Genomic DNA, 13,093 nt, shown 5'->3' on the forward strand with positions numbered 1-13,093 from the left:
TGAAATCCTTTGTATTCATGTTATTTAAAGAACTAATAGTGTGAAGTATATTAAGTAATTTTGCATTATTTCACAGTAGCTAATTTTCTTCTCATATAAGCGATTTTAGTTTGAAGAGGTAAGTGTTTAGGACAAGTATCTTCACAACCAAGAAGAGTCATACAACCAAAGATACCATTATCATCACCAACTAATTCATAATAATCTTCAATTGTTCTCTCATCATGTGGATCACATTCAAATCTAGCAATTCTATTTAATCCAACAGCACCTACGAAATCTTCTTTAATAAGTTTTGTACCACAACCAGCAACACAACATCCACATTCAATACATCTATCTAATTCAAATACAGCATCAGCAACTTCAGGCTCAATAGGCATTTCAATATTTGCAATATCTACTTCATGAGAAGAGTGAACCCAAGATTCAACTCTTTTACTCATCTCATCCATCCAAACACCAGTATTTACAGATAAATCTTTGATAAGATTAAATGTAGGAAGAGGAAGTAAAATAATCTCTTTTGGTAAATCTTTTGTTAAAGTTCTACAAGCAAGTTTTGGTCTTCCATTTATCATCATCGCACAAGAACCACAAATCCCAGCTCGACATACAAAGTCAAAGCTCAATCCCGCATCTTGACTCTCTCTAATTTGAGTAAGAGCAATATAAATTGTCATACTAGGAGCTTCTTGAATTTTAAACTCTTCAAAGTAAGCTCTAACATTTTTTTCATCTTGTGGATCATATCTAAGTATTTTAAAAGTTAATTCTCTAGACATTACAAATCTCCTAATCTAATATTTTTTCTTTTATATTCATCTTGAAGTGGAAATGGCATAAGCTTATCTTGGATTTCATATCTATCTTTACCCTCTAATTCCATTTTTTCCACCATCTCATCAACTTGCGCTTGTCTTTGAGCACTAATAGGATTTTCAATTAAATTACCTTTTGCTCCATACCCTCTAAATCCAGGAGGTATTTCCATTTTCATAATATCTAATGGTTCATACTCAACTGTTGGCATAGTATCTCCTTCATTCCATGAAGTAAGAGTTCTTTTTAACCAGTTCGCATCATCTCTTTTTGGATAATCTTCTCTTGTATGAGCACCTCTAGATTCAGTTCTATCAAGTGCACCTTTTGCAACACAAAGAGCTACTTTTAACATCATTGGAACTCTATATGCTTCTTCAAGTTCTGGATTTGCAGTAAGTTGTTTATTTCTTACAGCTACATTTTTAGATTTGATATATAACTCTTCAAGCTCTTTTACTGCTTTTCCTAAACCATCACCATCTCTAAAAATTCCAACATAATCTTGCATAATTTTTTTCATTCTATTTTTGATTTTAAATACATCATCTCCACTATCTTTAGAAACTAAGTTTTTCATATAAGCTTCTTTTTCATGGACAAATTTTTCAATAACATCTGTTTGGATATCTATTTGAGTCTCTATACAATAATCTGCAAAATAATTTCCAACAATCATACCAGCAACAACTGTTTCAGAAACAGAATTTCCTCCAAGTCTATTAAATCCATGCATATCCCAACAAGCAGCTTCTCCACAAGAAAATAGCCCTTGTAATGTTTGTGATTCTCCTGTTGGTTTTGTTCTAATACCACCCATAGAGTAATGTTGCATAGGGTGAACTGGTGCCCAACCTTTTTGACCTTCATCAGCTGGATCTATTCCTGCAAATGATTCACAAATCTCTTGTACATCTCTTAGATTTTTTTCAATATGTTCTCTACCTAAAATTGAAATATCTAACCAAAGGTGAGTTCCATAAACTGAATCAATACCTTTTCCTTTTCTCATATGTTCCATCATTCTTCTTGATACAACATCTCTTGAAGCTAGATCTTTTTTTTCAGGTTCATAATCTGGCATAAATCTATGTCCATCAACATCCCTTAGAACACCACCATCACCACGACAACCTTCAGTTAATAAAATCCCTGATGGGAAAAGTGGAGTAGGGTGAAACTGTACAGCTTCCATATTTCCAAGTTTTGCAATACCTGTTTCTAAAGCAATAGCAGTACCTATTCCTTCACAAATAACAGCATTAGTTGTGATTTCATAAATTCTTCCATATCCACCAGTTGCTATTAAAGTACCTTTTGAAACATAAGCTACAATATCACCAGTAATTAAATCTCTAACAATAGCACCATAACATTTGTTATTGTGGTGAATTAATCCAATTGCTTCTTTTCTATCTTCAATATTTACATTTAATTTTAATGACTCATTGGCAACGGCAAAGAGCATAGTATGACCTGTTGCATCAGAGGTATAACAGGTTCTCCATTTTTTTGTACCACCAAAGTCTCTTGAGTTGATTAAACCATGTTTTTCATCTTCTTCAAAAATATTAGTTCTTTTTGTATTGATAACTGCTTCATGGTTTCCTTTTTTGATTCTAGACCAAGGAACACCCCAAGCTGCAAGTTCACGAATTGCTTTTGGAGCAGTTGTAACAAACATTCTTGCTACTTCTTGATCACATCCCCAATCGCTTCCTTTTACTGTATCACTAAAGTGTACATCTTCATTATCACCTTCACTCATTTTTGCATTACCAAGACTAGCTTGCATACCACCTTGAGCTGCTGCACTATGAGATCTTTTAACTGGAACTAAACTTAAAACTGTTGTACTTAAACCTTTTTGCGCAGCTGCAACTGCTGAACGAAGTCCTGCAAGACCTCCACCAATTACTAACGCATCACAATATTTAATTTTCATATTAAAACCTTTATTTTTTCATTAGTTGTATAGAATCATTAGGATTATATTTCATAGGTGCATGGTCAATTCTGTCCATACCAATTTTTATATAAGCAAATAGTGTTATTACTCCTAAAGTTAAAAAGAAAATACTTACAATTTTTTTTGCTTTCATCATTGTTTTTCTTGTCTCTTTAGGATTTTTCCCATCAAACCAACCCCATTTCATAGCCGCACGATACAATCCAATTGAACCGTGAAGCTCAACACAGATTAATAAAACCATATATAAAAGCCACATATGTTGATTTACAACTCTATATGCACTTGAATATGGACCGATATTTTCAGGTTGTGTAAACATAATATATAAGTGAATTGTTGCTATGAACATCATAATTAATCCACTTATCCATTGGAACATCCACATTGAAGTATCAGGGTGTTTCATCATTTTTGAGTGTTCTCTTATTTTTATATAAGCTTTATATGAAGTAGGAAATTTTCTTATTCCTAAAAGTGCATGGGCAACAAAGATTATTGTAATTATTCCTACAAAAATACTTACAATAAATGGAAGTCCACCATCAAATATAAAATCTAGTTCAAACATTTTAGTTACTGTATACATTGCATTTTCACCAAAAAGTATTGTTGACACAAAAAACATATGTGCCATCATAAAAATTGCAAGTACAACACCAGATGCTGTTAATGCTTTATCAAGTTTAGCAGGCATTCTACTTTTATTGCCATCAGAATCCTGTCCTGTGTAAGCCTCTATAACTTCATTCATTTTCTCTCCTATTAATTAATTCATGTTGAAGAATTTTAGTAGTTGTAAATGAACTAAAAGTGATATTTATTAGTTTTTAAGAGAAAATATTAAAATTTTATGAAAAAAAGATTAGTGTAAATTTTTTTAAGTAATAGTAAAGGTTAGAAGAGAGAAGTCTTAAGAGAGAAAACTCTTAAGACTAATTTTTTCTAATTAAAGATTAGATAGTTCTCCACTTAGCAGGCCCCGTAGTGTGAATAGAAACACCTTCAGTATCAACAGCTACAGTAACAGGCATGTCTTTAACCTCAAACTCATATATAGCTTCCATACCAAGTTCTTCAAAGGCTAAGACTTTTGCTGATTTAATTGATTGTGATATTAAATAAGCAGCTCCACCAGTAGCAATTAAGTACATTGATTTATACTCTTTGATTAAATCAATTGTTGGTTGTTTTCTCTCAGCTTTTCCAATCATTCCCATGATTCCTATTTCCATCATATCTTTTGTAAATTTATCCATTCTTGTAGATGTTGTTGGTCCCGCAGGTCCTACTGCTTCATCTCTTACAGGATCAACTGGTCCAACATAATAAATAAATCTATCTTCTAATTTAACTCCATTAGGAAGATCTTTACCTGCATTTTTATATTCAACTATTTTTTTATGTGCTGCATCTCTAGCTGTTAAGATTTTTCCAGATAATAAAAGTGTATCTCCTGATTTAAATTGAGATAAATTCTCTTTTGTTAAATCTTCTATATTTACTCTTTTAATAGTATCCATTGGTAATTCAATATCTGGCCATAAATCTAAATCTGGTTTATTAAATACTGCTGGTCCATCACCTTTTAGTTTAAAGTGAATATGTCTTGTTGCTGCACAGTTTGGAATCATAGCAACAGGAAGTGATGCTGCATGACATGGATAATCTAATATCTTAACATCAAGTACAGTTGTTATTCCACCAAGACCTTGAGCTCCAATTCCTACTTTATTAATATCTTCATATAATTTAAGTCTTAACTCTTCTAGTGCATTTTGAGGACCTCTTGCTTTAAGTTCATGTATATCAACATGACTCATTAAAGACTCTTTTGCTAAAAGCATAGCTTTCTCAGGATTTCCACCAATACCAATTCCTAATATTCCAGGAGGACACCATCCAGCTCCCATATTTCTAACATTTTCCATAACCCAATCATAAATACTATCACTTGGATTTAATACAGCAAATTTAGATTTATTTTCACTTCCTCCACCTTTTGCTGCAACTGTAATATCTATCTCATCTGAATTATCTACACTTACATGAATAACAGCTGGTGTATTGTTTTTTGTATTTACTCTTTTTCCAGCAGGATCTGATACTACTGAATATCTTAAAGTATTGTCAGGATCTGTATATCCTTTTGCAACACCTTCATTTAATAAATCAACTAACTCTTTTTTAATGTCTAAGTTAGCTTTTAATCCAACTTTTACAAAGATATTAACGCTTCCTGTATCTTGACATAAAGGTCTATGACCCATTGCACACATTTTTGAATTTATTAATATTTGTCCTATTGCATTTTTTGCAGCTTCACCTTTTTCTACATTATAAGCTTCTACCATTCCTTTTACAAAATCTTCTGGATGATAAAACGATATGTACTGACATGCGTCTGCTATACTATCTATTATATCTTGTTCGGTTATTTTTTTCATAATGTCCTCCTTAAGAACCTTTAACAGTAGCTAATTTTCTTCTCATATAAGCGATTTTAGTTTGAAGAGGTAAGTGTTTAGGACAAGTATCTTCACAACCAAGAAGAGTCATACAACCAAAGATACCATTATCATCACCAACTAATTCATAATAATCTTCAATTGTTCTCTCATCATGTGGATCACATTCAAATCTAGCAATTCTATTTAATCCAACAGCACCTACGAAATCTTCTTTAATAAGTTTTGTACCACAACCAGCAACACAACATCCACATTCAATACATCTATCTAATTCAAATACAGCATCAGCAACTTCAGGCTCAATAGGCATTTCAATATTTGCAATATCTACTTCATGAGAAGAGTGAACCCAAGATTCAACTCTTTTACTCATCTCATCCATCCAAACACCAGTATTTACAGATAAATCTTTGATAAGATTAAATGTAGGAAGAGGAAGTAAAATAATCTCTTTTGGTAAATCTTTTGTTAAAGTTCTACAAGCAAGTTTTGGTCTTCCATTTATCATCATCGCACAAGAACCACAAATCCCAGCTCGACATACAAAGTCAAAGCTCAATCCCGCATCTTGACTCTCTCTAATTTGAGTAAGAGCAATATAAATTGTCATACTAGGAGCTTCTTGAATTTTAAACTCTTCAAAGTAAGCTCTAACATTTTTTTCATCTTGTGGATCATATCTAAGTATTTTAAAAGTTAATTCTCTAGACATTACAAATCTCCTAATCTAATATTTTTTCTTTTATATTCATCTTGAAGTGGAAATGGCATAAGCTTATCTTGGATTTCATATCTATCTTTACCCTCTAATTCCATTTTTTCCACCATCTCATCAACTTGCGCTTGTCTTTGAGCACTAATAGGATTTTCAATTAAATTACCTTTTGCTCCATACCCTCTAAATCCAGGAGGTATTTCCATTTTCATAATATCTAATGGTTCATACTCAACTGTTGGCATAGTATCTCCTTCATTCCATGAAGTAAGAGTTCTTTTTAACCAGTTCGCATCATCTCTTTTTGGATAATCTTCTCTTGTATGAGCACCTCTAGATTCAGTTCTATCAAGTGCACCTTTTGCAACACAAAGAGCTACTTTTAACATCATTGGAACTCTATATGCTTCTTCAAGTTCTGGATTTGCAGTAAGTTGTTTATTTCTTACAGCTACATTTTTAGATTTGATATATAACTCTTCAAGCTCTTTTACTGCTTTTCCTAAACCATCACCATCTCTAAAAATTCCAACATAATCTTGCATAATTTTTTTCATTCTATTTTTGATTTTAAATACATCATCTCCACTATCTTTAGAAACTAAGTTTTTCATATAAGCTTCTTTTTCATGGACAAATTTTTCAATAACATCTGTTTGGATATCTATTTGAGTCTCTATACAATAATCTGCAAAATAATTTCCAACAATCATACCAGCAACAACTGTTTCAGAAACAGAATTTCCTCCAAGTCTATTAAATCCATGCATATCCCAACAAGCAGCTTCTCCACAAGAAAATAGCCCTTGTAATGTTTGTGATTCTCCTGTTGGTTTTGTTCTAATACCACCCATAGAGTAATGTTGCATAGGGTGAACTGGTGCCCAACCTTTTTGACCTTCATCAGCTGGATCTATTCCTGCAAATGATTCACAAATCTCTTGTACATCTCTTAGATTTTTTTCAATATGTTCTCTACCTAAAATTGAAATATCTAACCAAAGGTGAGTTCCATAAACTGAATCAATACCTTTTCCTTTTCTCATATGTTCCATCATTCTTCTTGATACAACATCTCTTGAAGCTAGATCTTTTTTTTCAGGTTCATAATCTGGCATAAATCTATGTCCATCAACATCCCTTAGAACACCACCATCACCACGACAACCTTCAGTTAATAAAATCCCTGATGGGAAAAGTGGAGTAGGGTGAAACTGTACAGCTTCCATATTTCCAAGTTTTGCAATACCTGTTTCTAAAGCAATAGCAGTACCTATTCCTTCACAAATAACAGCATTAGTTGTGATTTCATAAATTCTTCCATATCCACCAGTTGCTATTAAAGTACCTTTTGAAACATAAGCTACAATATCACCAGTAATTAAATCTCTAACAATAGCACCATAACATTTGTTATTGTGGTGAATTAATCCAATTGCTTCTTTTCTATCTTCAATATTTACATTTAATTTTAATGACTCATTGGCAACGGCAAAGAGCATAGTATGACCTGTTGCATCAGAGGTATAACAGGTTCTCCATTTTTTTGTACCACCAAAGTCTCTTGAGTTGATTAAACCATGTTTTTCATCTTCTTCAAAAATATTAGTTCTTTTTGTATTGATAACTGCTTCATGGTTTCCTTTTTTGATTCTAGACCAAGGAACACCCCAAGCTGCAAGTTCACGAATTGCTTTTGGAGCAGTTGTAACAAACATTCTTGCTACTTCTTGATCACATCCCCAATCGCTTCCTTTTACTGTATCACTAAAGTGTACATCTTCATTATCACCTTCACTCATTTTTGCATTACCAAGACTAGCTTGCATACCACCTTGAGCTGCTGCACTATGAGATCTTTTAACTGGAACTAAACTTAAAACTGTTGTACTTAAACCTTTTTGCGCAGCTGCAACTGCTGAACGAAGTCCTGCAAGACCTCCACCAATTACTAACGCATCACAATATTTAATTTTCATATTAAAACCTTTATTTTTTCATTAGTTGTATAGAATCATTAGGATTATATTTCATAGGTGCATGGTCAATTCTGTCCATACCAATTTTTATATAAGCAAATAGTGTTATTACTCCTAAAGTTAAAAAGAAAATACTTACAATTTTTTTTGCTTTCATCATTGTTTTTCTTGTCTCTTTAGGATTTTTCCCATCAAACCAACCCCATTTCATAGCCGCACGATACAATCCAATTGAACCGTGAAGCTCAACACAGATTAATAAAACCATATATAAAAGCCACATATGTTGATTTACAACTCTATATGCACTTGAATATGGACCGATATTTTCAGGTTGTGTAAACATAATATATAAGTGAATTGTTGCTATGAACATCATAATTAATCCACTTATCCATTGGAACATCCACATTGAAGTATCAGGGTGTTTCATCATTTTTGAGTGTTCTCTTATTTTTATATAAGCTTTATATGAAGTAGGAAATTTTCTTATTCCTAAAAGTGCATGGGCAACAAAGATTATTGTAATTATTCCTACAAAAATACTTACAATAAATGGAAGTCCACCATCAAATATAAAATCTAGTTCAAACATTTTAGTTACTGTATACATTGCATTTTCACCAAAAAGTATTGTTGACACAAAAAACATATGTGCCATCATAAAAATTGCAAGTATAACACCAGATGCTGTTAATGCTTTATCAAGTTTAGCAGGCATTCTACTTTTATTGCCATCAGAATCCTGTCCTGTGTAAGCCTCTATAACTTCATTCATTTTCTCTCCTTAATTGAATTACTTATTCTGAAAAGGAGTTTATAGGAGGCAAATGTCATTAATATGACTTTATTAAAAAAATGTAATATTTTTTATTCAGATATAATTAATACTTATAAAATAATAAAAAGAATTATGATTTTTTTAAAAGTGAAGATAAACTTAACACATAAAATTAAGTTAATTAAATTAATCTTCTACTTAATAAAAATTGAGTATTATTGTGCCTTTATAAATATATGATAATATATATCGTTTGTGTGATTTTAAAGTACTTGACTACTAAAAGGAAAAAAGAAGATGTTAGATTTAGCGATAATCGGAGGAGGACCAGCTGGACTTACAGCAGGTTTGTATGCGACAAGAGGTGGATTAAAAAATGTTACGATGTTCGAGATGGGAATGCCAGGAGGACAAATCACAGGAAGTAGTGAAATAGAGAACTATCCTGGACAAGCAAAAATAGTAAGTGGGATGGACTTGATGGAATCATGGCCAGAACAAGCTATGAGATTTGGATTAAAACATGAGATGAATCAAGTATCAAAAGTAACAAAAACAGGTGATGTCTTTACAGTAGAATTAAGTGATGGAACAAAACAAGAAGCAAAATCAGTATTACTAGCAACAGGATCAGTTCCAAAAAAAGGTGGGTTCAAAGGTGAGAAAGAACTTTTCGGAAGAGGAGTATCGACTTGTGCCACTTGTGATGGATTCTTTTATAAAAATAAAGAAGTAGCAGTAATAGGTGGAGGAGACTCAGCCTTAGAAGAAGCAGTTTATTTAGCAAAGATGTGTTCAAAAGTATACTTAGTTCATAGAAGAGATACATATAGAGCAGCACCAAGTACAATAGAACATATGAAAGCTTGTGAGAATATAGAAGAAGTTACAAATGTAACAGTAGAAGAAGTATACGGTGATGCATCAGGAGTACTTGGACTAAAAGTAAAAAGTAAAGAGACAGGTGATATAAGAGACTTACCAGTTCCTGGAGTATTTACATTTGTAGGAAGAGATGTATTAAGTGATAGCTTAAAACAAGAAGATGGAAGTTACCTTTGTGAAGTAAATGAAGCAACAGAAGTAGTGGTAGATTTAAAGATGAGAACAAATGTACCAGGACTATATGCAGCAGGTGATGTAAGAATAGATGCAGCGAAACAAGTAGTATGTGCAGCTGGCGATGGTGCTACTGCTGCTGTTAATATTATTGAATATTTAGGATAAACAAATATGATAAATGTAGGTATACTAGGTAGTACAGGTAGAGTTGGGTCACTTTTAATAGATGATTTACAAAATGATGAGCAAGTGAAATTAAGCGCTTGTCATGTTTCTAATAAATTAAATAAAACTGTTCCCCAAGGTACAGTTGTAACAAATGATATAAATACACTTTTAGAAAGTTCTGATGTTGTTATAGATTTCTCAGTACCAGCTGCAACAGAGCTTCTTCTTACTGAAGTTATTGAAGGAAAGAATAAAAAGCCCTTAGTAATTGCAACTACTGGATTCTCTAAGCATCAACAAAATTTACTTATAGAAGCTAGTAAATTAGTACCTATTTTATATGCAACTAATATGAGTTTGGGAGTTGCAGTTTTAAATAAACTTGTTACTCTTGCTTCTAAAACATTAAAAGATTTTGATATAGAAATTGTAGAACAACATCATCGAAATAAAGTTGACTCTCCTTCAGGTACAGCTTTAACACTTGCAGAACATGCAGCAAGCGCAAGGGATTTAAATCTTGATGATGTAAGAGTTTCAGGAAGAGATGGTATTATTGGTGCAAGATCTAAAGATGAAATTGCAGTTATGAGTTTAAGAGGTGGAGATATTGTTGGGCGCCACACTGTTGGCTTATACAATGATGGTGAATTTATTGAATTAAATCATACAGCAACTTCTAGAAATACTTTTTCAAAGGGTGCTATAAAAGCTGCTAAATGGATTGTAAATAAAGAAGCTGGTTTATACTCAATAAATGATTGTTTAGGTCTATAAGGAAATAATATGTGCGCAATAGTTGGAATTTTTGGTAATGAAAAAGCTTCTAGGTTGGCCTCTTTGGCTCTGTTTTCTATGCAACATAGAGGACAAGAAGCAACGGGAATATCTTCATCAAGTGATGGTAAAATTTATACTATTAAAAATAGAGGACTAGTTTCTGAAGTTTTTGATAATAATGCTTTAGAGTATCTAAAAGGTAACATGGCAATAGGTCATAATAGATATTCAACTGCAGGTGGGGACTCTATTTTAGATGCTCAACCAGTATTTGCAAAATATAAATTAGGTGAAATATCGATAGTGCATAATGGAAATTTGATTAATAAAAAAGCTGTAAGACAAGACTTAATCGATAATGGTGCTATTTTTCAAACGGGAATGGATACTGAAAATTTAATTCATTTAATTGCAAAGAATTCAAAAGATAGATTAAGAGATAGAATAAAAGAGGCTTTAGATAAGACTATTGGAGCATATTGTTTTATAATTCAATCACGGTCTAAACAGTTTGTTATTAGAGATAGATATGGAATTAGACCATTATCAATTGGAAAATTAAAATCTGGTGGATATATAGTTGCTAGTGAAACTTGTGCTTTTGACTTAGTTGATGCAGAGTTTATAAGAGATGTAAGACCAGGTGAAATGCTTATTTTTAGTGAAAAAGTAGAAGAGCCAGAATCAATTCAACTATATGAGCCAGAATATAGACCTTGTGCTTTTGAATATGTATATTTTGCAAGACCAGATTCAGTAATTGATGGTAAAAGTGTATATAGAGCAAGAGAAGATATGGGAAAAACTTTAGCTATTAATGATAGAGGAAATAATATCAAAATAGATATGGTTATTCCAGTTCCAGATTCAGGTGTTCCTGCAGCCCTTGGTTATGCAGCAGAAAGTGGAATTCCTTTTGAACTTGGGATTATTCGAAATCATTATGTTGGAAGAACATTTATTGAACCAACACAAGAAATGAGAGATTTAAAAGTTAAAATGAAATTATCTCCTATGAAGTCACTAATTGCAGGAAAATCTCTACTTGTAATTGATGATTCTATTGTAAGAGGAACTACATCTAGAAGAATTGTAAAAATTCTAAAAGAAGCTGGAGCTAAAGAGGTTCACTTTAGAGTTGCAAGTCCAGAGATCAAATTCCCTTGTTATTATGGAATTGATACGCCTACAAAAGAAGAGTTAATCTCACATCGTATGAATAAAGAAGAGATTAGAGAACATATCCAAGCTGATACTTTAGAATATCTTTCAATAGAAGATTTAAAGAACTCTATTGGAAATGATAGAAATTATGCCTTAGAAAGTTTTGATGGTGACTATTTCGTTACAAAATAAAAAAATAAAACAAAAAAAATCTTTAGAAGAGCTACTTACTATTGGAAAGTATTTCCGTAGTAAGTTTGGTGAGACTATTTATAAAGTTCCAATCTCAATATCTGGATTTACTTGTCCAAATATTGATGGAACTGTAGCAAAAGGTGGTTGTAGTTTTTGTGAAAATGACTCTTTTTCTCCCAACTTACAAGAAAAAAAAGCCAAATTTAAACTGCATCCTTCAAATCCTTCAAATCCCTATTTAGATCGACAATTAAAACAACTAGAAATGCAATTTAATGCCACAAAAGAAAGACTTGGTAATAAATTTGGTACAAAAAAATTTATAGTTTATTTTCAATCTTTTACAAATACTTATGCCCCCTTTGAAACACTGAAAGCTCTTTATACAAAAGCTTTGTCCTTTGAAAATGTAATTGGTCTTAGTATTGGTACAAGAACTGATTGTGTTACTGATGAAATATTAGATTATTTAGCTGATTTATCAAAAGAAAAAGAGATTTGGATAGAGTATGGTATACAATCTTTTTATGATGAAACTTTAGAAAAAATAAATAGAGGTGATACATCTTTAAATATCAAAAAGTGGATTACAAAATCAAAAGAAAAAGGCTTGAATGTTTGTGGGCATTTGATTTATGGTTTGCCAAATGAAAACCAAGAGATGATGTTAGATACTCTAAAACAAACAATTGAATTAAATATTGATTCAATAAAATTTCATCCTTTATATGTAGTTAAAAATACACTTTTGACAAATGAGTATAAAAAGGGAAGATTTACCCCAATAAGCGAAGAGTTATATATAGATACGGTTGTAAAATCTATTAAAATGCTTCCTAAAAATATCTCTATTCAAAGAATAACAGCTGGAATTTCTGATAATAGTTTGTTAGCTCCATTATGGTGCAAAGATAAACACGCACAAATACAAAAGATAAAAAAGGCTTTAGTAAAAGAGGGATTGAGGTATTAATTTGTATCTATTAA

11 protein-coding genes are annotated in these 13,093 nt (G+C 31.9%); 4 read left to right on the plus strand and 7 right to left on the minus strand.

The genetic code is table 11. From position 1 onward, the window contains the following. Positions 1 to 65: 65 nt before the first annotated feature. The 7 genes from LXN10_RS08805 to LXN10_RS08835 all read right to left on the minus strand — a co-directional run bounded on the left by LXN10_RS08805 (position 66) and on the right by LXN10_RS08835 (position 8,734). Positions 66 to 785, minus strand: a complete 720-nt coding sequence (locus LXN10_RS08805; protein ID WP_375722669.1) for a fumarate reductase iron-sulfur subunit — start codon at positions 783 to 785, stop codon at positions 66 to 68. Next, on the minus strand, positions 785 to 2,767 hold the full coding sequence (locus LXN10_RS08810) for a fumarate reductase flavoprotein subunit (RefSeq protein WP_375722670.1): 1,983 nt from the start codon (positions 2,765 to 2,767) through the stop codon (positions 785 to 787). Before LXN10_RS08810 ends, LXN10_RS08805 begins: the two co-directional genes overlap by 1 nt. Before the next feature lie 10 nt (positions 2,768 to 2,777). Continuing rightward, positions 2,778 to 3,545, minus strand: a complete 768-nt coding sequence (locus tag LXN10_RS08815; RefSeq protein WP_375722671.1) for a fumarate reductase cytochrome b subunit — start codon at positions 3,543 to 3,545, stop codon at positions 2,778 to 2,780. A 202-nt stretch (positions 3,546 to 3,747) separates the two neighbouring features. Beyond that, complete coding sequence (locus tag LXN10_RS08820; RefSeq protein WP_375722672.1) at positions 3,748 to 5,238, minus strand: fumarate hydratase; 1,491 nt, start codon at positions 5,236 to 5,238, stop codon at positions 3,748 to 3,750. 10 nt (positions 5,239 to 5,248) lie between these two features. Next, positions 5,249 to 5,974: a fumarate reductase iron-sulfur subunit gene (locus tag LXN10_RS08825; protein WP_375722673.1), complete on the minus strand. Its 726-nt coding sequence runs from the start codon at positions 5,972 to 5,974 to the stop codon at positions 5,249 to 5,251. After that, positions 5,974 to 7,956 carry a fumarate reductase flavoprotein subunit gene (locus LXN10_RS08830; RefSeq protein ID WP_375722670.1) on the minus strand — a complete coding sequence of 661 codons (1,983 nt, stop codon included), beginning with the start codon at positions 7,954 to 7,956 and terminating at the stop codon, positions 5,974 to 5,976. The genes LXN10_RS08825 and LXN10_RS08830 overlap by 1 nt, the downstream gene beginning before the upstream one ends. Before the next feature lie 10 nt (positions 7,957 to 7,966). After that, a complete protein-coding gene (locus LXN10_RS08835) occupies positions 7,967 to 8,734 on the minus strand; it encodes a fumarate reductase cytochrome b subunit (protein ID WP_375722674.1) in 768 nt (255 codons plus the stop codon). A 300-nt stretch (positions 8,735 to 9,034) separates the two neighbouring features. Here LXN10_RS08835 and trxB point away from each other — a divergent pair, with 300 nt between their 5' ends. The 4 genes from trxB to LXN10_RS08855 are packed head-to-tail and all read left to right on the plus strand — an operon-like array spanning position 9,035 to position 13,079. Beyond that, positions 9,035 to 9,964 carry a thioredoxin-disulfide reductase gene (gene trxB / locus LXN10_RS08840; protein WP_375722675.1) on the plus strand — a complete coding sequence of 310 codons (930 nt, stop codon included), beginning with the start codon at positions 9,035 to 9,037 and terminating at the stop codon, positions 9,962 to 9,964. Between the two features lie 6 nt (positions 9,965 to 9,970). After that, complete coding sequence (gene dapB / locus LXN10_RS08845; protein ID WP_375722676.1) at positions 9,971 to 10,744, plus strand: 4-hydroxy-tetrahydrodipicolinate reductase; 774 nt, start codon at positions 9,971 to 9,973, stop codon at positions 10,742 to 10,744. A gap of 9 nt (positions 10,745 to 10,753) precedes the next feature. Beyond that, on the plus strand, positions 10,754 to 12,103 hold the full coding sequence (gene purF / locus LXN10_RS08850; protein ID WP_375722677.1) for an amidophosphoribosyltransferase: 1,350 nt from the start codon (positions 10,754 to 10,756) through the stop codon (positions 12,101 to 12,103). Continuing rightward, positions 12,078 to 13,079, plus strand: coding sequence for a TIGR01212 family radical SAM protein (locus tag LXN10_RS08855; protein ID WP_375722678.1), 1,002 nt, complete (start codon positions 12,078 to 12,080; stop codon positions 13,077 to 13,079). The genes purF and LXN10_RS08855 overlap by 26 nt, the downstream gene beginning before the upstream one ends. Positions 13,080 to 13,093 lie beyond the last annotated feature (14 nt).

It is taken from the genome of Arcobacter iocasae (genome assembly GCF_042214795.1).
Taxonomy (GTDB): domain Bacteria; phylum Campylobacterota; class Campylobacteria; order Campylobacterales; family Arcobacteraceae; genus Arcobacter; species Arcobacter iocasae.